Source organism: Candidatus Krumholzibacteriota bacterium (assembly GCA_016932415.1).
Taxonomy (GTDB): Bacteria; Krumholzibacteriota; Krumholzibacteriia; order Krumholzibacteriales; family Krumholzibacteriaceae; genus Krumholzibacterium.
This window is the reverse complement of sequence record JAFGCX010000007.1, coordinates 238,264-264,306: the sequence shown is the minus strand read 5'-3', so window position 1 is coordinate 264,306 and position 26,043 is coordinate 238,264. Positions and strand designations below refer to the sequence as shown.

General features: G+C 51.3%; 13 protein-coding genes. 10 read left to right on the top strand and 3 right to left on the bottom strand.

What is annotated here, in order from left to right:
• The first annotated feature begins 312 nt into the window (after positions 1 to 312).
• From JW814_01800 to JW814_01785, 4 genes are all read left to right on the top strand, one after another.
• Positions 313 to 2,415: a T9SS type A sorting domain-containing protein gene (locus JW814_01800; protein ID MBN2070163.1), complete on the top strand. Its 2,103-nt coding sequence runs from the start codon at positions 313 to 315 to the stop codon at positions 2,413 to 2,415.
• 931 nt (positions 2,416 to 3,346) lie between these two features.
• The gene (locus JW814_01795; protein ID MBN2070162.1) at positions 3,347 to 3,700 is read left to right on the top strand and encodes a hypothetical protein; all 354 of its coding nucleotides are present in this window, start codon (positions 3,347 to 3,349) and stop codon (positions 3,698 to 3,700) included.
• Positions 3,701 to 3,863: 163 nt separating this feature from the next.
• Positions 3,864 to 5,711 (top strand): hypothetical protein, encoded by a 1,848-nt coding sequence (locus JW814_01790; protein ID MBN2070161.1) that lies wholly within the window; start codon positions 3,864 to 3,866, stop codon positions 5,709 to 5,711.
• Between the two features lie 51 nt (positions 5,712 to 5,762).
• Positions 5,763 to 6,413 carry an SIMPL domain-containing protein gene (locus tag JW814_01785; protein ID MBN2070160.1) on the top strand — a complete coding sequence of 217 codons (651 nt, stop codon included), beginning with the start codon at positions 5,763 to 5,765 and terminating at the stop codon, positions 6,411 to 6,413.
• 50 nt (positions 6,414 to 6,463) lie between these two features.
• Here JW814_01785 and JW814_01780 read toward each other — a convergent pair whose 3' ends face one another.
• Positions 6,464 to 8,083 (bottom strand): hypothetical protein, encoded by a 1,620-nt coding sequence (locus tag JW814_01780; GenBank protein MBN2070159.1) that lies wholly within the window; start codon positions 8,081 to 8,083, stop codon positions 6,464 to 6,466.
• A gap of 265 nt (positions 8,084 to 8,348) precedes the next feature.
• On the opposite strand from JW814_01780, the gene JW814_01775 reads away from it, so the two are divergent.
• Positions 8,349 to 10,568 carry a phosphotransferase gene (locus JW814_01775; protein MBN2070158.1) on the top strand — a complete coding sequence of 740 codons (2,220 nt, stop codon included), beginning with the start codon at positions 8,349 to 8,351 and terminating at the stop codon, positions 10,566 to 10,568.
• Between the two features lie 401 nt (positions 10,569 to 10,969).
• Here the strand turns inward: JW814_01775 and JW814_01770 are convergent, their stop codons facing one another.
• Together JW814_01770 and JW814_01765 are read right to left on the bottom strand one after the other, a co-directional pair.
• Complete coding sequence (locus JW814_01770) at positions 10,970 to 13,114, bottom strand: hypothetical protein (protein ID MBN2070157.1); 2,145 nt, start codon at positions 13,112 to 13,114, stop codon at positions 10,970 to 10,972.
• 104 nt (positions 13,115 to 13,218) lie between these two features.
• On the bottom strand, positions 13,219 to 13,917 hold the full coding sequence (locus JW814_01765; GenBank protein ID MBN2070156.1) for a T9SS type A sorting domain-containing protein: 699 nt from the start codon (positions 13,915 to 13,917) through the stop codon (positions 13,219 to 13,221).
• Positions 13,918 to 14,201: 284 nt separating this feature from the next.
• Here JW814_01765 and JW814_01760 point away from each other — a divergent pair, with 284 nt between their 5' ends.
• The 5 genes from JW814_01760 (at position 14,202) to JW814_01740 (ending at position 25,849) form a co-directional block, all read left to right on the top strand.
• Entirely contained in the window at positions 14,202 to 16,637 is a 2,436-nt protein-coding gene (locus tag JW814_01760) for a GH92 family glycosyl hydrolase (protein ID MBN2070155.1), read from the top strand.
• 12 nt (positions 16,638 to 16,649) lie between these two features.
• A complete protein-coding gene (locus JW814_01755) occupies positions 16,650 to 19,538 on the top strand; it encodes a tetratricopeptide repeat protein (protein ID MBN2070154.1) in 2,889 nt (962 codons plus the stop codon).
• 15 nt (positions 19,539 to 19,553) lie between these two features.
• Positions 19,554 to 20,135, top strand: coding sequence for a sigma-70 family RNA polymerase sigma factor (locus JW814_01750; GenBank protein ID MBN2070153.1), 582 nt, complete (start codon positions 19,554 to 19,556; stop codon positions 20,133 to 20,135).
• A gap of 4 nt (positions 20,136 to 20,139) precedes the next feature.
• Positions 20,140 to 20,913 (top strand): hypothetical protein, encoded by a 774-nt coding sequence (locus tag JW814_01745; GenBank protein MBN2070152.1) that lies wholly within the window; start codon positions 20,140 to 20,142, stop codon positions 20,911 to 20,913.
• Positions 20,914 to 21,001: 88 nt separating this feature from the next.
• Positions 21,002 to 25,849, top strand: coding sequence for a VCBS repeat-containing protein (locus JW814_01740; GenBank protein MBN2070151.1), 4,848 nt, complete (start codon positions 21,002 to 21,004; stop codon positions 25,847 to 25,849).
• Positions 25,850 to 26,043 lie beyond the last annotated feature (194 nt).

Sequence of the window (26,043 nt, the reverse complement as noted above, 5' to 3'; positions counted from 1 at the left end):
TTTCCTTCCTGAAATTTTTGATCAACAGGCGGCTGAAAATCAGCCCGCGTTAAATATTTTTACGAGGCTCTGACAGGTTAGACTGTCTTTATCTCTATATGACATAATATTGTAGCATATTTCCGACAGTTTTTGGAGGATTTCGGAGGAGGAAGCCAACTGACCTCTCTTCGGCACAGGAGAGTGTCCGGGGTCAGGAAGAATCGATCCTGTCAAATGCAGGCAATATATGGTAATATGGAGCTATTGAATGACGCGTGCTGTCCTTATGGTTGCCGGACAGCTTTTCTTTCCGAAAAGGATTGGCGACGGATGCATCGCTTATTGACATTCTCCAGGATATCAGCCAGGGCGCTGGCCCTGGCCGTTTCACTTATATCAGTCCTTCCGGCTTTACTCATGGCGCAGTGGGAGGAGACCAGCGGGCCGATGGGAAGGTTTGTCAGGTCGTTCGCCTACGACGGGACGGCGATCTTCGCCGCCACGGGAGGGGGCGTTCTCGCGAGCAATGATCTCGGAACGTCCTGGGAATTTCGAAACGACGGGCTGGTCAGCTGCGACTGCAAGTCGCTCTGCGTGATGGCGGGGTATCTGTTCGTATCTACCGACGAAGGGGTCTTCCGCTCGGGCGATCACGGGATAAACTGGGAGAGGGCGGGCGACCTGCTGTACAGGACATACGTCAAGACTCTCACCTCGAAGGATGGCGTGCTTTTTGCCGGGACTTACCAGGGCGGCATATATCGCTCGGAAGACGCGGGAGAGACATGGGAAGAATCGAGCAGCGGCATCTCGGCCGAATACGTATACTGGCTTGATACGGACGGCGTCAACCTCTTCGCGGGGACCTATCTCGACGGGATGTACAGGAGCCAGGACTCCGGCGAGAGCTGGAGCCTCTCCGGCACCGGGATCAGCGGACCGAACATCATGTCGATATATCCTTTCGGCGGTAAGATCTTCGCCAGTACGCTCTATAATGGTGTTTTCATCTCGACCGGCGGCAGCCTCTGGGCGCCGCTGGTAACGAACATCCCAATGGTAAAAGGGTTCACCAGTCTCGATAGCGATCTTTACGCGGGGTCATTCGGAAGCGGTATCTACGCGTCGAGCGATTCGGGGCTCACATGGACAGCGTCCGGTTCGGGACTTAACGAGAAAGACCTCTGGGCGGTCGGGACGGGGGACTCGGTCCTCTTCGCCGGGGTGGGAAGCGGGCGTGTCTACAGGTCTACGGATCGCGGCGTTAGCTGGTCGCTGAGCTCCGGGAACACCTTCAAGGCTTCGGCCGGATCGATCACCGACTGCGGAGCGACTGTTATCGCCGCCACTCACGGGTCGGGCCTCTATACGACGATAAATGGCGGCGACAGCTGGACCAGGGCGAGTACGATTCACACTGTCGAGATCCGCTCGGTCTTCTCCGACGGTCCGCTGGTTCTTGCCGGCACCGATATGCTCGGGATATACAGGTCGGTAAACAGCGGTGCCAGCTTCTCACAGTCCAACACCGGTCTCACCTGCATGTGGGTCCAGGCTTTCGCAAGATGCGCAGGATTGATATTCGCCGGCAGCCGGGGCGAAGGGGTCTTCATCTCGTCTGATGATGGCGCAAGCTGGTCGGCAGCGGGTCCCGGCATTGGAAGCGCCGACGTAAGCGCCCTGGCAAGCGACGGCGCGAGTGTTTTCGCCGGTACTGCCGATGGAGGGGTTTACGTGTCGCTTGATGGCAAAGGCACTTCCTGGACACTGGCTGGTAGCGGCCTGCCGGAAGGCGCGATCAACACCCTTCTCTTCTCGGATGGATTCCTTCTCGCGGGTACGGCCTCGGGCGGCCTGTACAGATCCGCTGACGGCGGTGATTCATGGTCGCGCGCGCTGTACGGACTTGATGGCCATCCTGACATAAGATGCCTTGCCGCCGCGGGTTCTGTTGTCTACGCGGGTTCAGGCTCAGGGGGGATATTCGTAAGTTACGACCATGGAGCGAACTGGATCGTCATCGGCCAGAGACAATCAGGGATGCCTGTGCTCGCGCTTCATGTCGCCGGCTCATACCTATACGCCGGTCTGACAGCGGGAGGCGTCTGGAAATACCCGCTTTCGGAAGTAACGGACGCGGAGAACGGGGGCCCGGGCGCGACGGCGCTCGTATGGAATTACCCCAACCCCTTCAATCCCGCCACGACGATAAGATACTACCTGCCCGAAAAGTCGATCGTCACGATCGATATCTTCGACAGTTCAGGCAGGCGCGTCACCCGACTCGTCGACAGGGGCGAGGACCGGGGCGATAGGTCCGTAGTCTGGAACGGAACGGACAGCAGCGGCAACGCCGTCGCTTCGGGAGTCTATTACTGCCGCCTCGATGCGGGGAAGGTCTCCATTTCGAAGAAGATGGTGCTGATGAGGTGATGGGGGCTGGTTTGTTCGGGTGTTTATGCCGATGAATCTGAAGTAGCCCCGGGATTCTAACTGTTTGTTGACAGCTAACTTCGAAACAATTGTTGAAATCCGCCATGGGCTCGTGGTATAGTCTGCCGGCTGTCTCGCTGCATTTCCACCAAAGCATAACTTCGGAGATAACTTATTACTGCAAAAATGGCCTTAATAAATATTCCTTCAATGGGATATCATTAAGGTGCGAACGCCACGTTTGGAAAAACATATTTGAGGAAGCAGGGAGTAAATCATGCTTATTTCGTTAAAGGATGAAATATTCAGTTATCTGCAGTTTGTAAATGAGGGTGAATTCGAAAAAGCTGTAAAACACTTGGCGGATAAAATATTCGGTCCTGCTACAATATATGTCGACGTGAAAAAACAAGTTAGAGGAAATGATATTATAACGATTCCTGATGCATATTTGATCGATCTGACCTTACCGTCTGATCCACAGTTTTACGTTATTGAAAATGAGATAGTATCACATGATCCTTTTAAGCATGTCGGGATCCAGCTTCTAAAATTTGCAACAAATTTTGAGGAAGGAAAATATTCGATCCGAAATTTTCTTATGGAAAAGATAACAAAAAATCCTGAAATGTTGAAAAAGCTTAGAACGGGTCAGGCAAATTCGGCCAGTAGAAACATTGACAACTATCTCGACAGTGCCATCTATAAACCATTTAAGGCGATTGTGCTAATTGACGAGGCCAGATCAGAACTGCACAATGTGCTTGCAAAGATCAATGCGAATATTTCAGTCCTTGAACTAAAAGCATATATGTCGTCAAAAGGGTCGCTGATTTATCAATATGATACGCTGTATGATGTGGGAGAAGATTATGGCGAGATTCCGAAAGGTGATAAAATCAAGCAAAGGGAAAGGCGGAAAAAGCGGCAAATGAGAAGGGTTGAATCTGATACAATAATCGTACCTGCAAGAGAGGATGGTTTTAAGGAAACATTCCTGGGAGAGGATTGTTGGTACGAGATCAGGATCGGAGCAGCAATGAAGGAACGGATAAAGTATATTGCCGCCTACCAGACTTCGCCGGTAAGTGCTGTTACGCATATGGCCAAGATTCAGGATATTAAACCCTACAAAAATACAGGGAAATATATTGTGTATTTTAAAGGAAAGGCTAAAAGAATCAAAAAAATCCCTATAGAGGATAAAAACAAGTCACCACAGAGTCCGGTTTATGTAAAAAAGGACGTGTTGTTAAGGGCAAAATACTTGGATGATATATTCTAAGATATGCTAGGAGTGTTAAATGTAGTGAGGGTCATTTGTTGAGATTTATATTAGCACATACATCTAGTACGTGTGTCTTTTGAAAACTAAATTATATTCTATCCTTGTATTGTGCGGTTTTTTCCAGATGGGATAGATAATGTTGTAAAAGGTGGTTATATGCATGAAGCATATTAAATGGAAAGAGCGTTTTGTTAAGCACAACCTGTTCCCGGTATTATCATTTATTTTATTTGGCTTTGTGTCACTCATAAACTCCGGTTGCCAAAGTTATGATGGAAACCTGCCAAATAGTGATATTTCTAAAGAAGTCGAGATGATGAAGAGGGTGCTCCGGTATGACAGCTCGTCTGTGATCATCAGGGACACATTGAACATCGAGGGGTATTTTAAAGCTTATACAGCTGAAAATAATCAGGAATATACCGTATTGGCGCTTGCTGAACCGGAATATTACGAAGGGTATTATAGCGTTAATACTTATACACTCCCATCCGGGGGGACGTATACGACGACAACCAAGGCTAATGCTAGTATCAGCTTCAATAAAACCGATGTTTTGTTTGCTTTTAAGGGAACCCTGCCAAAATCGAAACAAGTATATGTCTTCAGCGCAAATCTTTCTGGAGATGTGATCGATTATAAAGGGAATAAATTGCTGGTCGTTCATATGACAAAGAAACGGTCTGCTCTAGATAGTGGGGACGATTTACTTAAAGGGACTATTCCCGAAATCGATACTGCATTATTCAAAAAAAAGCAGAATATCCTGGAAGGATTCCTCGATAATAGCATTGACGAAGATCTGCGTATAAAAAAGTCTCAGTACGCAATCAATCCTCCTGTCCTGCCTGGACATCTTTATGACCTTGATGGGAAAGTGTTCTTTTTATGCAGGACATATTACCCGCTCGACAATTATATGGCTCCAACACCTACAGGATTTCGCCTCGAAACAGAATGGAAAAGCACTGCTAAAGCCTATGAGAATATTATGAATGAAGGAGAAGAAAAGAAATATGATATCAGTGAGCGTGATGCTGAAAGAATGTATCATTTTTCCATGGCTTCTTACCATCTAAGCCGTGCAGAGGAATATCTCCTGGGCGAAAAAAGAATACTCCATATTGGTACGGACCGGGAAAATGCAGTTCAGAAAGAGCGTGACGAGAGAGCGTCGAAACATATTAACAAAGCCATCGCTATAGACAGCTTGTGGAAAGAACCTTATCTGCTTGAGGCTGATAATCTTGTAGCCAACGGCAAGTCTGAGAAAGCGGATCAGATCATCGATATTGCCCTAAAAAGAGGTGTTGCGGATTCCGCTGTTGTGAAATCCTATATTTCATTAAAGAATGATGGCAAAACGTGGCTTACAGGAACATTTCGCTGGCAGCGAAAACTGGAAAAAGAGCCAGTTCGAATGGGCAGAAATTGGCGGCTTGGTGCTAATTCGGATATTGTAATAGGGGATTATTCATCTTTTTCCATTGGAGTTCTTGGTTCGTACAACCTTACAAAAGAGACTTCTTTGGATCTAATATGGTCACCGATAAGTTATGGCTTTGATGACCTGGTGAAGGGGCCCGGAATCACTTTTGAAGAATCTGGTGATATCAGGCCGGATAGGTATTCTCTTGAGGTCAGATATCAGATCCCGATACGTTTGCAGTTCTGGAAATATGGATGGCGGCTCCATGCAGTAACTGGAGCTGTTCACTATTCTCGTTATGAATCTTTTTCGATGTATGACGGTATGGAAACAACGACATATGAAACTGAAATTGACGGTTGGTTAATAAAAATGGGTATAGGAATAACATCACGTGAATTTTATACCAGGAACGATAAGAGGTACCATCGTTTCGAGGTCGGTTATATTTTTGGCAAATCTGTCGATCTTGAAGCCGTTGCGAATGGTGAGACGCTGCCGCTTCTCTCAGGCGATGGTATAAATCCAATACAGCATGACCCGAAAGGTTTTTATATGGCTTACTACTTTCTCTTTTGAGATGATTTTGGTAATCCATAACATATTCATTCGATCATGAGGGGAGTCTCCATGGCAGATACAAGGACCATTGTCGTCAAGGGAAGCGGAACTGTCAGCCAGTCGCCGGATGTTTTCGGAATAAGTTTCGATGTCAGGGGCCATGAAATGGATTACACCGATTCGCTTAAATCGCTCAACAGGAAGGTCGAAGAGGTGCGTCTGGCCGTTGAGGAGGCGGGGGTGGACAGAAAAGCGCTTAAAACCACCTCGTTCAGGATCAAAGCCGATACGGTTTATGACAAGAAAACGGAAGAATATAATTTCAACGGATATATCGCTACTCACAAGCTGAAGCTGGAGTTTCCGAGGGATACTGAAAAGTCGAACAGACTTCTCAAGGCGATTGCCGAAAAGGTGTCGAGCGCCGATTTCGATATCTACTTCACCGTTTCCGACCCTCAGGCGCTGAAGGACAGACTTGTCGAGGATGCGGTCAAAAACGCAAGGCGAAAAGCGGATCTGATGACAAAAGCTGCCGGCGTGAAACTGGGAAAGATCCTCAGGATAAATTACAGCTGGAGCGAAGTTCATTTTCACAGTCGAATGACGGAAAATCTCTGCTGCGAGGCTATGGTCGATATCGAAGCTCAGCCTGATTTTGAGCCTGAAGATATCGAAAAGACAGACAATGTTGAGGTCGTCTGGGAGATAGTTGATTGAAAATGCAATGAGATCTCTGACACAATATTGTCAGAACCTGTCTCCCTCCCTCACCTTCTCGCCATCGTCAGCGTATATGTATACTCGATTGGAGGGTCGCTGCCGAAAGACTGCGAGCCGCTTACGGTGACCGGGAATGCTTCGACCAATGGTGTAGTGAAAATGATATCGCCGATGATCGTGGCCAGCATGTTGGTATAGGCGGTGATCATTATATCGAACGGGGGGTCCGGTTCGCGCTCGCAGTGAAGGCCGAACATCACGAAGAATGAACCCGGATCTGGTGCGTATCGGAACTGGATCACCTCGCCGATCTTTGTTCCCTTGAGGTATCCTCCGGCGAATTCCGGAGCCAGCACCGCGGTCAGGTCGCAGCTCTCCGGTGCGACGTCCATTTCCTGAGATCCCGAGATAGTGGTCCCTGTTATCGCCGAGTCTGCTTCATCGTCTATGGTAAGGTCGGCCAGTATCCCCACATGATCCTGGAAGGTCCAGTCAACGCCCTCGCCGGAGTGAGTGAAATCTATCTCGATCACGGCAGCCCAGTCGCCTTTCTTTGCGCAATGAATCATCACGTTATCAGTGACTCTTCCTGATGGGTTCATGCACGACGCCAGAGTCGCGGTTACCACTGCTGTGCCCTCTTCTGTCGATTCAAAATGCACTTGCCAGGTATCGTTCGTCATTATCCTGTTTGGAGCGACTGATCCCGGGCCTTCCACCGAGAATTCAATAGTCCCGCCGGTATTCGGAAACTTGTCGGAACAGTTGAATGTGCCCGATATCATCGTGCCTGTCTCTCCTTTGTCGAGGTCCAGGAAGTTGTCATAATTAGAGATGTGTAGTGTCGGAACACAGTAATCGAGATGAATGACAACGCTGAGTGTCGTATAGGCGCCAGCTGCCGCGCCTGCTTTCGTCGCCGTGATGCGCTCGTGCCTCGGGCAGGAAGTGGGAATGCCTGCAGTATGGTTGAACGTACTGACAGCCTCTCCGTCGCAGTATTCCATGTAGAACTCGATGTACTTCGCCTCGAAACAACATCCGACTTGGGGAGGGAGGCTTCTTGTTCCCACGCCGTAAAATTCATTCTGGAAATCACTGCAGAAATTGCTGAACGCGTTCTCGGGAGAAGTCTCGGAGTTGAGCAGGTCGAACATGTCCGCGTTGCCGAACGATATATCCACAACGAAATAGGAGAAGTGCGTCACCTTCGCGCTGACGCTCAGGCCGCCGGGATCGACTATCGCTGGAAACTGTGAGCAGTCCCACGCTGTATCGGCCTCGGACCAGGTGAAGAGGGTGAGCGTATCACCTGGCGGCAACGATGTGACAAGGGGCAGGGTGATCGTGACCGAGTCGTTGAAGACCAGCCCGTGCGGCTCGAAGATTCCTCCCCCGCTGCATTCCATGAAGAAAAAGTCAAGATCAGAGGGGAGATCGTCATCACTTGCGACTGTTTCCACCGATATCGTGGTCACCGCATTCAACGCTCCAGGTGGTATATATACCGAGGCGCCTCCTTTATCAGTAACTGTGCCGCCTTCCGGCCCTATTTCCGCGGAGGGCGTAGTCACGGAAGTGCCGCTGTCGCCGCCGCAATTGAAGATAACGAATAAAGAAATAAGCAGTAATGAAATGACTGAAATCGAAAGCAAGGCGTTACGCATCGATGTTACCTTTCTGCCGGGGTGGGACCAACCGCCGAATCAACAACTCCGGGGATAAGCCCGGGAGTCAGGTAATAAAACGGACGTATGATAGCACAAAATAGCCTGTTTTGGCAAGGAGGCTCCGGACAGGTTGCCCGGGATAGGCTGCTTTATCAGTGTCTGCTATGATAAACTCGCATGAATCAATAATATATGAATATATTGATTATTGTTGAATTATATGTTATGTTTTTTCCTCATTTACTTTGGGGTTGGTATAATAATGAAAATATCAGAAACTTTAATGCGGGATTCGATCACTCTGTTCACAAAACTTCTAAGTTCTGCAGAGTCATCGAATAACAAGTTCTTCGAAATCGAAACTGCCAATAAAATAAAATCTGGCGATATAGCAAGAGCTTCAGCTCAATTAATAGAAATTTGTTCCTGGCTGCGCATATTACCGATAATAAAAGAACGGCTTAAAGGTCTTTCTGAATATCTTCAAAGTCAGACGGCACTTGATCAAGTGCAAATGTATGCTCATCCAAGCCGTTTAAGGTCATTACTTCAAATTTCCGAATTTGATTTTGATAGTTTTGAGAATTCAATAGTTTATCTTATTGAACATTATAGCGATTATCTTGATGACAAGACACTTGTCAGATTGGCTTACACTGATTTTATGGGCACTTTGGTTCATTATGCTAAAAAAGATAAATTACCTGAAAATTTTCCTAAAAATATTAAAATCATTAAAGATGCGGATAGACTGCACAAACTATTTCTCGAAAGTCATTGGCATTTAATAATAAATCGGAGAGAAAGAAAAAACATAATACCTAGAGACTTTAGCTACGCTATGTGGCTGCTCTTCCTTAGTGGATATTACGACGGGTATCAAAGAAATCAATCGCTGGAAAGGCATTTGAATTATCTGGAAGGACGCATTGTTTCCATTGCGACTATTGAAAGATTGCAGAAATACCATCAAGGCGATTTTTCAAGAATTGTTTATCCTCATATATTCCTATATTTTATTGAGCGCAAACGCGGGCGTAAAGTTAAAGAACAAGAGCATTTTCTGAATTGGTTGTCAATTTGCGCAAAGCATTTAATCGGCAATTTTGACGGTTATCACGCGGGGTTGTTTTTAAAACTGATATTGGCAATTGATAAAGAAGAATTTTTTGTTCGATTTATGAATTGTGGGGTTTCTGCATTAATAGAGAAAAGAATCGATAATTCGAATATATCAGCAAGCGAAATGAACATGCTTGAAGATGTTCTGAGAAATTCTACAAATGTTGAACTCGATGATGTAAGGAGGCTGACTGGTGGGTGGAGTTCAGCACATGTATATAGCGTAAATGCAAAAATACATGCTCCTTTAACATTAGAAAATATATCGAGAACCAAATCAAAATATATTATTAAAATTGGACCGCCGGAAGTATTAAAACGATCCTCAGTTATTTATGATACCCTTCCAGAAGAAGGGAAAAAACTTGTAGCATTTCATGATCAAAAGATTAATGCTGGAACAATAGGATCCGGAGAACAAGGTTATGGAGTAATAGAATATCTTGAGGAATATGATGAGTATGCATCGCTGGTAAAAAATTGCCTCCCCAGCGATGGTACTCAGGCATCACAGAATCAAAAGCTTGTTATGTATTCGAAAGCCTCGTTATCGCTTATAAAAAGACTACATTCAATTACTCCGAAATCTATTAGAGATGTTAAAGAACCACCTGCATTCGAATATAGAATTGGAAAACTTTTAGAGAGACTTGATGGTTTAGCCAGAAAGCAATCATACTTAGACGTAGCTATCAACAGAGGAATCTTCATAAAGATAGACGGCAGGAAAATCAGGATAAATACCGCCCGCTATAATATAGTCAAATTATTGAATATGTATCATAATATTCCGTTGACCGGGAGATATCCTGAAGATAAATCAAGAAATGTTATTGTGCATGGAGACTGCCATGGGAACAATATAATGATTAATAACGATGGTACGTCATCTCGATTTATTGATATTGGGAATATTCATGTCGATGACTATTTGATCGACTATTCCCATCTCGTTGCGCATGTTTGTATCTCGATGAATCTCGAACAATATAGTAATGAAGAACTAACATGGTTTATAGAACAATTTGGATTAAAAGAGGGATTGGGGGAATTTAATATTTTATATCCTGAAAGGAGGAGGGGGTTATCCGTTGTGTGGGATATTTTAATTAATGGAATGAAGGAAGAATTGGAGTTTCATGAAAAACATTCTGGAATCAGACGTTTTTCCTATTATCTGGCAGATCGTCTTATTTTCATTGCATCAAAGTCTCCATCACCAATAAAATCACTCATACTATATTTGCAGGGTATTTATTTGCTTCAATCATTAGTTGAATGTATAGGTAAGGATCGAAAATGTGAGAAAATACAAGAAGTTTTTATTCCTCCAGGAGATTCCAGCAAACTTAGTATTTAATTTGTAGAATAGTACAGTAACGGTAATCACCACAACATATCGAATCAAAATCAATTTCCTCTAAATTATCCACTGAGAATCGCAGCGCTGTGACTGTACTGAAGGGATTCGGGTGGTTCGAGCGCAGGGTCGTCGGGACAGCGACTGCCAGATGCTCTCCGGTCTCGGAGAGGATGCACGCGGCCCCGAACGCCGGCCGATATACAACGCGGTAGCGATACGTCTTCCCAGGCTGGCAGCTCATGTCGAGATATATGAAGGGCAGATCTTCCGGGCCCGCTTCGATCTTTTTCGGCTCTCTGAAACATATTCTCGAAGCCGGGGCGCGCTGGATGGAAAAGACCGTTCCTGCGGCACTTTTGTGAGGGTCAACTCGTTGCGGATCGATAGCCGGATCCATATCAGCGAAGCAGCACCATCTTCTTCGTCTGTGATAATTCGCCTGCTTCAAGACGGTAGAAGTAGACGCCTGAAGCGACCGGTTTGCCAGCGTCATCGAGGCCGTTCCAGAAGACTTCATTTCGGCCCGCGGCGAACCACCGACTCGCGATCGTGGCCACGCGCCGGCCGCCAGGGGTGAATATCGTCAGTTCAACATGCGAGTCATGTGGAAGTATAAACGAGATAGTAGTCGAAGGGTTGAACGGGTTGGGCCTGTTCTGTTCCAGCAGCAAAACCTTGCTTTCTGGCAACGGGCCCACGTCTGTTATATCCTCGCACTCGTCCGGTATGCCGTTGCTGTTATCATCTTCGCTTGTACCGCTTGTGATATCGCATTCGTCAAGGATGCCATTTCCGTTACAGTCGGTGTAACTCGAGCAGGCGGTCAATACGAGATCGACTATAGCGTCGGCGATGTCAAGCGCCGGTTCGGTCGAGTTGAAATGCATGCCGCCGGTAGAATCGGCGAGAGCCTGGGCCAATGATTTTACGGTGGTTGAAGAGCCGGTCCCGGTGATCGGAGAGACGATGACGCCGGCAGATTGCGCTACGGAGATCGCGTGAGCTATAGTCGCCTCATCGAAAGAGTCGACCGGGTCGCCGCAGCCGGGGCCTTCATCGGCGACTGGAATGATCAATCGTACCGATTCTCCCTCGGGCAGCCAGGAATAAGAGCCGGAGACAACAGCGGCCGCAAGCCCCCAGTCTTCCTGACACCCTTCCAGATAACCGGTGCAGTCACCAAGCAATTCCAGGCCGGGTGGTGGTGATCCTGGAACTGTGGTGCCGAGCAGGTTGGTTATGTGGTCTTCCAGGCAGCTGTACGCTCCGCCTGGCAGGTCGCAGATTCCAAGCAAGAGGGGCATTACATCGAGATCGACACCCTCGAGAATTGTAATTACATGGCTCATGTTGTTGCAGAGAACAGCCGCTTCGTCGTCCATGGAGGTTGAAGTGTCCAGGATAAATATGATCTCGACCGGAGGGCAATTGGGGCAATCATCCGGGATGCCGTCTAGATTGCAGTCGTTATCCACAAGGTCGCATTCATCCGGAAGTCCGTTGCGATTGCAGTCGGAAGCCCCACCGGCGATATCGCAGCCGTCATAGATACCGTTGCCGTCGCAATCGAACTCGGGGTGAGAGCTCGCGTCGCAGCGGGCGAAAAGATAGATCGCGTCATCGTCATAGGCGGAGACTGCCATCTGTCGTCCGTCTGATGTGATATCTATCCCGGCCCAGCCGAAGTCCGCGGTGATACCCGTGAACACGATGCTTGCATCGCCTGTTAACGGGTCGATCCGTACCACCCGGTCATCGCCCTGGTCCAGGACCAGCAGGTCGCCATTTTCCGGGTCGTACGTAATACCGCAAGGATCGGCCAGAGGCTGGGATGTCGAAAGAGGGGTCAGAACGCCCCCGCTTGTGACAAGGTAGACCACGCCTGGTGCAGTCTCGCCGGTGTCAACGAGGTGGACCGTTGAATCTCCAATCGCTATATCCACCGCATCCACAAGAGTCTCGTCGTCGGCATGCAGCAGGACCTCTCCCTCGGACGAGGCAGGGGACCATAGCCATATCTCATCGGGGCCGCCATATCCACCGTCGACTACCAGAGCTTCACCAGGCGAGAGAACGTCGCCCGAGTAATTCATCGGCGCGATCGCCAGACCCATCGGGTCGTCATCTCCGGTATGAAAGCCGCCAACCCAGGTCTGATGGCTTATCGTACCAAAGGGCGAGCGGTAGATAAAGCCATAGTAACTCTCGGAAAAGAAGATGTTCCCCGTCTGAGAGTCTACAACCACGCCGGCAAGATAGGCCATGCTCGCGATCTGGACTGTGTATCCCGCCGCGTCTATACGATACAGTCCATCGGCGTCGGAATTACGCCGGGCCGCGTATATGCAGCCGTCCATGGGATTGAAATGTGCCGCGATCGGATTATCGAACGAAATTGTACGGATCAGCGTCCAGTCTTCTTCAACGATCACCGGTTCAGCGGCGATCGATACGGACAGAACAATCAGACAGATTAAAGCAAGCAATATGGTGTTTTTCATGATCTCTCCCCAGTGGGTCGTATCGTGTTTAAAAAGTATCATTGAGATTTTTCTTGAGATCTATTTCTGTTTTGATCAACTCCTGGTTTCGCTTCGAGGCGTACTATTTCCCCATGTAGAATATGATCATTATAACATATTTCCAGCTACCGGATAAGGATTAATTTCCTCGAAAGGGTCGCCTTGCCTGCCCGGAGGTAGCAGAAGTAGACTCCTGCGGCCACCGGCCGGCCTGTGTCGTCGCGCCCGTTCCAGGCGGCAAGGTACGATCCTGGTTCGAGAATGGAATTCACAATGAGACGCACCAGTTTTCCCCCCACGTCGTAAATGGCGATGGAGGTCTCCACCGTTTCGCCGAGTGAGAATCGCAGTTCTGTGACGGTGCTGAAAGGATTGGGGTGGTTCGGATGCAGGATCGTCGGAACAGCGACTGCCAGATACTCTCCAGTCTCGAATAGGATGCATGATTTTCCGAATAAAGGACGATATACGACTCGGTAGCGATATGTTTTTCCAGGCTGGCAGCTCATATCGAGATATATGAAGGTCAGATCTTCCGGGCCTGCTTCGATCTGCCTGATCTCCCTGAAACATCTTCTCGAAGCCGGGGCGCGCTGGACGGAAAAGACCGCTCCCGCGGTGCTCTTTGAGAGGGTCCATTCGATCCGGATCGATCCCTTTCCACGAAGAACGCTGTGGCTGTAGCACTCAAGTGAGGCGGCATTTACAGAGATCTCCAGTTCCTCTTCGATCTGGCATTCGTTCAGCCCGGTCGCGCCGCACCCGGCCAGAAACACGCGGCAAGCATACCGGCTTCTACTACAAGCAGCCGCTGCATCGGACACCTCCTTACCACAGGCTATGCTCGCGTGGAAACGAGCAGATGGAGCAACGCGTCTTGCAGGTACAGGTTGGCAGAATCAGAGGATGGTGACTGGTCGATATTGGAAGTGGCTGTGGCGGATCGTTCTTCCTATTAAATATAATACATCTATCTCGTTGAATCAAGATGCACGGGACGGGCCGGACCCCGGTCTTGTACCTGCCGGGTAAAAGTTGTACGATGAGCAGGTTCGTGGCGGATATTCGCCGCCGCCAAAAACCAGGTGAGATATAAAGGGGTTTATAAATGAAAATTCTTCGATTGGCTATTGCCGTGCTGATAACGATTATAATTAATAACGGAGATGCATATAGTAATGCTGTCGAATCGGCTCCGGATCTTCCCACCATCGAGAAAAAGGACCTCTGCTCATATGTGAATCCTTTCATCGGTACGCGCGATATGGGTCACACCTTTCCTGGCGCGACTGTGCCGTTCGGGATGGTGCAGCTGAGCCCTGACACCGACACTCTTCTATTCACCTATGGGGATGGATACAACCCCGATGTCTACAGGTATTGCGCCGGGTATCAGTATGACGATCCGACCATCGTCGGATTCAGCCATACACATTTTAACGGGACCGGCCATTCCGACCTCGGCGACTTTCTGCTGATGCCGACGACCGGCCCCCTTCACCTGAATCCCGGCACTGCCGGCGACCCCGGCTCCGGCTACCGCTCTAGCTACACCAAGGAGACAGAGACGGGAAGCCCGGGATACTACGCAGTCACCCTTGATGATTACGGGATAGATGTCGAACTGACTGCTTCTACGAGGGTAGGTTTTCACAAGTATAGATTTACTGGCGCGGGTACCGGCAAGGAGAGAGGGGATGGTGAAGATTCAGTTGCCCATATAATTCTCGACCTGACGCACGGCATCTACAACTATGACGGCAAAGTCATCTGGTCGTCGATCCGCGTCGAGAACGATACCCTTGTGACAGGGATGAGGCAGACCAGAGGGTGGGCAAGGACAAGGACCCTTTTCTTCGCGATGGTCTTATCAAAGCCGATCAGTTCGTACGGGCTCCACAATGGGGAAGATATTGTCTACAACGGATGGTGGAGAAAGTTCGATGAGGACGACAACTTCCCCGAACGAGCCGGTCGCGCTATAAAGGCCCATTTCGATTTTGAGATCGAGGATGGCGATGAGATCCTCGTGAAATTCGCCCTTTCGCCGGTAAGCTCCGCCGGCGCCCTGAAGAATCTTTGCGCCGAACTCCCTCATTTCAATTTTGCCCGCGTTCGAAGCGAGGCCCGCGCCGCCTGGGACAAGCAGCTTTCGAAGATCCGGATCGATGCAGATCGCGATCGAAAGATCAATTTCTACACCGCTCTTTATCATGCATGCATGTCGCCGGTCGTCTTCTGCGATGTCGATGGCAGTTACCGCGGCCTCGATCAGGAGATCCACCGCGACCCTGGCTTTACAAATTACAGTATCTTCTCGCTCTGGGACACCTACAGGGCGCTGCATCCACTGCTTACCATCATAGAACCTGAGAGAACGACCGATATGGTTAAGTCGATACTTGCCCACAGCGAGCAGAGCGTTCACGGCGCCCTTCCTGTATGGTCGCATCATGGCGACGAGAACTGGTGCATGATCGGATATCATGCCGTCTCTGTTATCGCAGACGCCTGGATAAAAGGGATTCGTGGTTTCGACGGCGAGCGCGCCCTTGCCGCCTGCGTCAGGTCGGCAAACTTCGGCGCCTACGACGGCATCGAAGCGTACAGAAAGTACGGTTATGTCCCCGAGGATATAAGCAGCAACTCGGCATCGAAGACCCTCGAATATGCATACGACGACTGGTGCATCTCTCAGCTCGCGGAGTCGCTTGGCAGGAAGGAGATAGCCAGGGAATTCCGCCAGCGCTCTCAGAATTACAGAAATATCTTTGACAAGGAGACCGGATTCATCCGGGCAAGAAACTCCGACGGCTCATGGAAAGAACCTTTCGACCCGCTAAGCGTAGCGGGGCAGGGATATATCGAAGGTAACGCCTGGAACTACTCGCTTTATGTTCCGCATGATGTTCCGGGATTGATAGAGTTGGTCGGCGGCCCAGCCCGCATGATCGAATGGCTCGATTCACTCTTTGTGATGAAAGTCTCCGACGATGATATCGCCCACAGCGAAGATGTCGCCAGGGTCGGGATAATCGGCAATTACGTGCACGGGAACGAACCGAGCCACCACATCGCATATCTCTGTTCATACGTCGGCGCCCCTGAAAAAACGCAGCAGCGTGTTCACGAGATAGTCAACACAATGTACCGCCCCGTCCCGGACGGTCTCTGCGGCAACGACGACTGCGGCCAGATGTCCGCCTGGTATATCCTCAGCTGCCTCGGCTTCTACCCCGTCTGCCCCGGTTCAGCAGAATATATCATCGGCACACCATGTATTGCAGGAGCGAAGATCGATCTGGGCGATGGGAGGGAGTTTGTAGTAGAGGTGAATAATTATAGTTCGGAGCGAATGTATATTGAGTCGATCCAACTTGATGGAAATGAATACCTGGAATCCTCAATAAATCATCAAGAAGTTATTAATGCCGGGAAAATGAACTATCGAATGAAAACCAACTTGTCGAATCAAGATTCTCATGTTCCGAACGAGAGGATTGGAGTCCCATGGTTTCCCCGTGCAAAGGCCTGTAATTTATGATAAAATCGTGATATGGCTTTATCACGATATCCATCTGCCAGCAGACTCTTTGCGGTTTTGTTCGCCGCTGCTGTTTCAGCAGTCTGCCTGATCCTTGCGCCTGGCGTATCTGTATCGGGGCAGGATGATTTTGACGAGCAAAGCAATGCGTCGATCAGTGATCAGCGCGCGGTGCTAGATTCCCTTTTTTCGGCAGGTAATTTCGATTCGGTACTATCGCTCGTGCCGCTCGTTCTCGACCAGGCGCAAGCTGAGGATGATTCCATGGCGATCGGCAGGCTCATTCTCATACGCGGCAGGGCGGAGCTTTCGGCGAGAAAGTACGTCGATGGAATGGCGTCGCTTGATCTGGCGATCCGTATCTCAGAGGCATGCGCAGACACGCTGAACTGGGCGGAGGCTCTCGGGTTCAAGGCTTTCGCCGTGACCTGGCAGGGGCGCTACGACGAGTGCGTGGAACTCAGCCTGAAGAAACTCTCCCTTTCGAGACTGACCGGTAACCGACCGGGTGAGGCGTGGGCCCGAACGGCTCTCGGATACGTCTATCTCCAGCAGGGGAAGCTCGATCAGGCGCGCGAAGAATATACTCTCGCGACGGAGATCTTCACCGCTGAAGGGATGAAACAGGCCGGTCTCACCCCGATGATAGGTCTCGGCAGGGTATATAACACGATGCAGAATGAAGAATCGGCGAGGGATTGTTACCAGAAAGTCCTTGTAGCCGCCAGGGAACTCGGTGACCTCGTCCAGGAGTCGCATGCTGTCAACAACCTCGGGACCCTCGAGTACGTCTACGGCGATATGAGCCTCGCCGTCCAGTACTACCAGAGGGCGACTGAGTTGAGTGAAGCAATGGGGAACGCGCGCGGTATGATAACACCAGCCTCGAACACCGCCCTGGCGATGACCTACCTGGGAAATTACGAAGATGCGGCAGATATCCTTTCATCGGCGATCACGACCTGCGAAGAATTGAATTATCTGGACCTTCTCGGAACAGTGAGAAACAGGCTCGGCGAGGTACGCGTTCTTCAAAAAAGAATGAACGCCGCGGCCCGGCTTTACCGGCAGGTCCTTGGAATGGGAAGCATGCTGAATAACAAGCAGAGGTTCGAAGCGGTCACGGGGCTGGCTGATGCTTTGAATCGAATGGACAGTACTGCCGCCGCAATCGAAGTCCTCGAGGTTGGGCTCGCGTCGCCGTACGTCGAAGAGTACGAAACGAAAATGAATATCATGCTCGCCGGATACATCCGCCGGGAAGGCCGACCCGGAGAAGCGCTCGCCAGGCTGGAGAAGATGGAAAGACAGATCGGTCAAGCCGCCGATATTCAGCAGAAGCTTGAGGCGGCTTTTGAGCTGAGCGCGTCTCTCCGCGCGGCGGGCAGGCCAGCCGAAGCTTACGAATGGTTCCATCGCGCCCTTGACCTGATCGACGAAAGGCGTGAAATGACCGGCTCACACGAGTGGAGGGAAGTGCAAACAGGGAACTGGAGCACTGTAAGCTGCGCGGGAATCGTCCTTGAGTATCCGCCAGATCGGCTTGAAGCAGAGCGTGTGGAAGAGATGTTCAACATATTTCAACGATACAAGGCGAGAACCCTCACTGAGAGGTTGACAGAGCCTCGGCGGCAGGATGGCCCTCAATCTGATCTTTCGAAAATATCTCCGATCTCCCTCTCTGAACTGCGACATGAAGTCCTTGGCCCGGGTGAGCTCTTCCTCGATTTTGTAGTCGGTGATCGTGAGTCGTACCTCTTCGCCGTAACGGCCAAAGCTGTTAGGATGGCTGTTCTTCCCGGCAGGAAATCCGATTTCGCCGCGAGGGTCGGTCTTTACCGCGAAGCTGTGAGTAAGAGGCCGCAAAGCGGCGATCGGGGGGAAGCTGAGATCGATCTTGCCGGTATGAACCGGCAGTTCGGCGACCTGATACTGGGCCAGGTCGGTGATCTTGTACGAGGAGCCAGGCGCCTCCTGATCGCGCCCGATAATTACTTCAGCTCTGTTCCGTTTGGCGCACTCATTATTTCCGATCCAGGCGATCCCGAAAGCGAAGAGCGGCAGCTTTGCGAGTCAAAGGAGAACCAGCAGATCCCCTCAGCTACGATGCTCAAGTGGCTGAGGGTGAGATCCGGCACCGGCAAGAAAATTGACACCCCGGCCCGGATACTTGCTGTCGCTCCTGGAGGCGGAGCGAGATTGAAAGGTGCCGAAGAGGAAGTCGACTTTCTGCGCGGCAGGATTGCCGGTGTCGACATTTTCGATGGAGGGGAAAAAGAATTCTTCGATATGGATAATTCTACAGAAGTGATACATATCGCGACTCACGTGAAGATAGATGATGAGAAGATCTGGCACTCGGGGTTTCTCCTGGGACCGGAAAATGACAACGAAACTTCGACGCTTGAATTCGAACCTGACACATATCTCAGAGCGGGGGATATTGCCGGTGGAAGTATACCGGCCCGTCTCGTGGTCCTCTCCGGATGCGAATCGGCGAGGGGGAAGATCGCTGTCGGTGAAGGGATGTTCGGCCTACCGGCGGCTTTTATTAGCTCCGGCGCCTCTGCCGTCGTGGCGACTCTCTGGCCTGTCGATGATGCCGCGACCGCCGATCTGATGAGAGAGTTCTACAAGGAACTGGCAAAGGGAAAGACTGTCGCCGCAGCTCTTCAGCGCTCGCAAATGACTGTCCGCGGCAGAAAAAAGACGGAGCCCCCTTTTTACTGGGCAGGCTTTGTAGTCATCGGGAACGGGAATATCACTGTCGATCTCGAAGAGAAGGGAGTGATTAGGTATTTACAATATATCGTTCTTTTAATGGTTCTTGTGGCGGGGTTCGCGATCGCCATCGCGGCGGCAAAACGAAAAAATATCATGAAATCTAACGGGAAAATGTGATTTACTGAATCTGAGATGTCTAATGAAGAAGAATACGGTGGACTGACTGACTCTGAACTGGTCGGTCTCGCCAGATCCGGCCGCGACAAAGGCCGGGGAGGTGATGCAACGGCCGAACTGCTGGGAAGATACCAGAAGGCTGTCTACCTGTGGTGCTTCAGGTACGTCAGCGACCACGAGAAGGCGCTGGATTTAAGTCAGGACGTTTTTCTGCGCGCGATTGAAGGGCTCGATTCCTTCGCGGGAAAATCGAAGTTTTCTTCCTGGCTCTTTTCGATCACGAGGAACCGGTGTCTTAACGAGGTTCGGCGAGTCGATCTCCTGGGCGACGGGGAGGGACTCGATGTAGAGCACCTTCCCGGAAGGTTTGCCGGGCCGGACAGGGAGCTGGAGGAGCGCGAGGGAGAAGCGCGGGTCCTCAGCCTCCTGAATACGGCGCTCGAGCCGATGGAAAAGAAGGCGATCTGGCTTAGATGCTATGAGCGGTTGCCTGTAGATGAAATAACGAAGCTTCTTGGCATAGAGACCAGTTCGGGGGCGAGGGGGATGCTGCAGACAGCGCGGAGGAAACTCAGGGCCGTGCTGGAGGAGGGATGAAGTAATGGCTGGAAAATGCGTTGATATAGAAATGATAGCATCGGTTCTGGAACTGCCTGATGACGATCCGAGGCGCCTCCACCTCGGCGAGTGTCCCCGGTGCGCTTCGATCCTGGTAGCTTACCAGGCTTTTATGAAAGCGGAACCGGCCGAGGGATCTGATCCGGCCGGGGCCGAAGAGCGTCTTGGCGCCTTTATCCGTTCTAATATAAATCCCGTCTCTTCGGGCGCTATGTCGGAAGGCGATGCCGTAGAGACTTCCGGTGAAGACCTGGATGAAGATATCGTTTCGGGCAGGTTCATCGAGGAGGAGTCTTCCCCGGACCGTGGATTTCTCGCGGCAGTGGCGGGCGCTCTCTTCGCGAGGCCTGTCTGGATGACCGCTGCCCTGGTGGTGATAGCCGGCGGACTGGTGTGGTGGTCTCCCTGGACGAGTCGGCAGCCTGTCCTCAGGGGCATATCGACAGAAGAAGAGCAGGGGAGCCGCCTCGAGCTGGCCGAACCGGTCGCCATGGAGGACGGGAGCCTTCTGCTTGCCTGGTCGCCTCAGCGTGGCGCTGACAGCTACAAGGTATGCCTCTACAACGCCGATCTGTCGGAGATAACCTGTTTCGAAGCAATACCTGGTGTGACTTTTCTTCTGGAGCACTCGATGGTTCCTTCCGGAGCGCCGGAGAAACTTCTCTGGATGGTAAAAGCTCTCGACCATGGCGATGAGATCGCCATTTCGCCACCTGCCGCGCTTGGACCCGTGCCTCACAAAAAATCTCAAAAATAATTCATCCTCAAATGATTCCCTGTGATTTTCACCTTCCACGTTTGTCATATATATCGTCAGTACTTGAACCACGACGAGGAGGAGTGTCATGAAAAAGGTTGCCGTTCTGTTAATTGTATTGATGATGGTTGTTTCCACAGGTGTCCTCGCCCAGCCCGCGCCGAACGTCGTTTCGGTCGTGCCTGGCCAGAACGCCCTGAACGCGATGGTCTTCAGTGATATATCGGTGACGTTCGATATCGATATGAACGCTTCGACCATCAACAGCAATTCATTCGTCGTCCACGCGAGATCGACGGGAAAGCATGCCGGGACGATCACCTATAACGGTTCGACAAGGACGGCGACCTTCGATCCCGCCTCCGACTTTATCGAGGGAGAAGTGGTGACTGTCTCCCTAGCCGCCACGATACAGTCGTCTGTCGGCATCCCGATGGCGGATGAATTCGTCTGGTCTTTTACTACGGCGACTGGAGAATGCCGTGGCACTTTCCAGGCCACTACAAGTCTCGATGTGGGGGATAATCCCACTCAACTTTTTGCTGCCGATTTTGACAACGACGGCGATCTCGATATCGCGACTACGAATTATAACGATGACAATATCTCGGTCCTGATAAATAACGGCGACGATACTTTTGCCGACCAGGTGACATACGCCGTCGGTTCATATCCAAAAGCTCTTTTCGCCGCCGACCTCGACAACGACGGCGATCTCGACATCGCGACCGCCAATTACGGTGGTATTAACGCTTCGGTCCTGATGAACAACGGAAACGGCACCTTCGCCACCGCGGTCAATTACACCCTTCCCAGTTATGGTAACAGCATATTCATCGCCGATTTCAACGGAGACGGGTATAACGATCTCGTGGTGGGGACCTGGACAGGTAACGGCGTCTCGGTCCTGCTTAACAACGGCAACGGCACCTTCGCTTCGCAGGTCTGGTACCACAGCGGGACCAACATTACGACGGTCTTCGGCGCCGATGTCGATAACGACGGCGATCTCGATCTTGCCATATCGCATTATACTTCCGGATACGTCGCTGTTCTGAAGAACAACGGAAACGGTACCTTCGCGACGAAGATCGAGTACGATTTCGATTATTACCTGTCCGACATCTATATGGCCGACCTGGACGAGGACGGGTATCTTGATATGATCGTCGGGTATTCGACTCATCCCGATCCGGCGGTGATGATGAATAATGGTGACGGGACGTTCGGCCCTTCCTACACGACATTTACCACGCCATCGACTCCCGACAGGGTCTTCGCCGCTGATATCGACAGCGACGGGGATCTCGACCTGACGACAGCGACCTCTGGCGGCGACGAGATAGTGATCCTTTTAAACAACGGGTCCGGGGCGCTGACCTCCAGTGCAGATTATCCAGTCGGCTACAATCCCCTCGATATATATATCGCCGATATCGATGGCGACGGCGACATGGATCTGATGATGGTGAACCGCGATTCCGATGACGTGACGATACTGCTGAACGAGAACGACCCGCGCGTAATTTCAACATCGCCGGGGTTGAACGAGCTCAATGTTACCGCCGGCACGGATATATCGGCGACCTTCGATGTCGATATGAACGGCTCGACGATCAACGCTTCGACCTTTGTCGTCAACGGAAGATCGTCAGGGAAGCATTCCGGGGCTATATCCTACAGCAGTATGACGAAGACGGCGACATTCAATCCGGCCGAGGGCTTTGAAGAAGGAGAGCTCGTTACCGTTTCGCTTACAGGTGGAATAGAGTCTTCGGAAGGGTTTCCCCTGGCCGGTTACGTCTGGTCGTTCACGATCGAGACGGCAGGCGGTTCGGGAATTTTCGCCACCCCTGTAAATTACGGCGTTGATGAGTATCCCGTCTTTGTCATGGCCGCTGATCTGAACGGCGACGGTTATGACGATTTAGCGTCGGTGAACTCGACATCAAATGATATCTCGATCCTTCTCAACAGCGGCGGCGGCACCTTCGGTTCGCAGTCGGCATACGCCACCGGCATCAATCCCCGCGCCGCCAGCGCCGCCGATTTCGACGAGGACGGCGACCTTGATCTCGCCGTGGCCAACTATGGCTCGTACAGTGTATCGATCCTTAAGAACAATGGAAGCGGTGCCTTCGGATCGCAGGTCTCCTACGGGGCGGGAACCGGGCCGAGTTCGGTCTTTGTCTCCGATTTCGACGGTGACGGCCATCTCGATATCGCCGTCCCTAACGAATATTCAGATGACGTCTCGATCCTGATCAATAATGGAAACGGCACATTCGCCGCGCAGGTAGTTTACGCGGTAGCGGCCTATCCGAAGGCGATTTCAGCAGGTGATCTCGATCGCGACGGGGATATCGATATTGCCACGCTGAGTAACACCTCCGCCGAAGTATCGGTGATTTTAAACAACGGGGATGGCACTTACGGATCCCACGCGGAATACGGGGTGGGTACCAACGCCTATTCTCTCAGCATCGCGGATCTTGACGGCGACGGCGACCTGGAAATAGTTACGGCGAACCATACAGATGACAACGTCTCCGTTCTGACCAACAACGGAGACGGCACTTTCGCCACTGACGCGGTCTATCCCGTTTATAACGGGCCGAGTTTCGTGTGCGCCGGCGATCTTGACGGCGACGGCGACCAGGACCTCGTGGCGGCGAGTTATCTCGGATCGAGAGTCTCCATTCTGCCGAACTATGGAAACGGCACTTTTTCGCTGCAGCGTACCTGCGCTACCGGGGCAGGGCCGCTTGCTGTCTGTGCCGCTGATTTCAACGGCGATGGTAAGCTCGATCTTGCGACAGCGAATCATACTTCATGGGAGGTCTCGGTGCTCATGAGCGTCGACCCGCCGCATGTCGTTTCGACGACGCCATCGAGAAACGAACTCAATGCCGCGCTCGGCACGGACATTACCGCGACTTTCGATATCGATATGGACGGTTCTACCATAAACGCCGGCACATTCATCGTAAACTCAAGATCGACGGGACTGCACGCGGGAACTGTCAGTTATGACAACCCTTCAAAAACGGCGACGTTCTATCCCGCTGAAGATTTCGACGATGGAGAAGTGGTCACTGTATGCGTTACCGCCGGGGTAAAATCGTCCGAAGGCGCGTTCATGGAAAGCAGCTATATATGGACTTTCACCGCCGTAGCCGGCAGCGGTTCAGCGATTTTCGCTCTCGATTCCAATTATGATCTGGACAATGCCCCAAGATCGATCCAGGGGGCTGATCTCGATGGCGACGGCGACATCGATCTGGCTGTGGCGAACCGGAATTCCCATAACGTCTCGGTCCTGCTCGGCGACGGCGACGGCACGTACGCTACGCAGGTCCTCTATCCTGTCGGCGATTATCCGGTCTTCATCTTCGCCGCCGATCTTGACGGAGACGAAGATATAGATCTTGTGACAGCGAACACCGGGACGGACAACGTCTCCGTCCTGCTCAATAACGGAAACGGCACCTTCGCTTCGCATGCCACATATTCGACAGCCAATAATCCGGTTGCGGTCTTTGCCGCCGATCTCGACGGCGACGGAGATATCGATCTGGCGACGGCGAACCTTGTCGATGTCTCGGTCCTGAATAACAACGGTAACGGAACGTTCGGACCGCAGGCAGCTTATCCCTCGGGGACCTACCCTAGTTCGATCGACGCGTCAGATCTCGATGGCGACGGCGATCTCGATATCGCCGTGACGAATTACAACTCCGACACAGTCTCGCTTCTGTTTAATAACGGTCATGGTGTTCTAAGCTCTCCGGCGACGCTCGCCGTCGGCGACGCGCCGAGCTTTATCGTCTCGGCCGATCTCGACGATGACAGCGATCTTGATCTTGTCGCGGTAAACCGCGCGGACAATGATCTCTCGATCCTCTTTAACAATGGAAACGGATCATTCGCCCCACAGGTGACCATTCCAACCGGAAGCGGCCCCACAGCGGTCACAGCCGCTGACCTCGATGGCGACGGCGATCTCGATCTTGCTACCTCGAATAATTCTTCTCACGATGCCACCCTTTATCTTAACGATGGTTCGGGCACCTTTACTCACCAGGCGGATTATTCTGCCGGCAGCGGACCGTACGGTATCTTTGCCGCTGATCTTGACGGTGACAGGGACCTCGACCTAGCCGTAATGAACTACTCTTCGGGGGATGTCTCGATACTCCTCAATCAGAATACCTATTTCGTGACACTTCCCATCAATACCACGGGGATAGATATACCGTTCATCTACGGGCCGCACACCCTCGCCGTGATCAACTTCGCGTCAGAGACTCTCGACAGCCTGAGGATCGTCGCTCACATGAACGATATCCCGCCGCACATTCCAAGATTCAGCAACTGGGTCCACAGGTATTACGAGATCACGCCCTATCCTTCCGGGGCGACGTTCGAAGCGGATATCACGCTTTTCTATGATCAGGAGGAGTTCGACGCTTCCGGACTCGCCGATGAATCGCTTCTTCATCCCTACAGGTATGACGAATTGGAGACGGAGTGGCAGGTCCAGTACGGATATTTCGACGTCGATGAAAATTCCGTATTCTGCGGCGGCGTGACAGAGTTCTCTGTCTGGGGCTTTACCGGTTCGGAGAGCATTACCGGTGACGACGACCAGTTGCCGGCAGCGAGCGCTCTTTTCCAGAACTATCCCAATCCGTTCAACCCGGCGACCCGGATACAGTATGCTCTCGACGAGCGTTGCCACGTAAGGCTCAGCGTCTATGACGTTGCAGGCAGGAAGGTGGCTGTCCTCGTCGACGAGACGCAGGAGATCGGATACAGATCGGTAATGTGGAACGGCCAGGACCGCCTGGGTAACCATGTGGCAAGCGGCGTCTATTTTTACCGGCTTGAAGCGGGCGCCTTTACCAGCACGAAGAAGATGATCCTGCTTCGATAGATCACGATTTTTGATCCGGGGGAAGGGGTCGGTGAACCCGGCGCCGGGCAGAAGAAGGTCCGGCGGCCGGGTTTTGCCTTATCTTCATCGATGGGACAGGCTGCCGGGAAGCAGGAGGCGGATCAGGATAACCGTACCTCCTGTTTTTTGTAAGTTTTTGAAACCCTTTGGACAGGAATCTATTTTATCCGTAA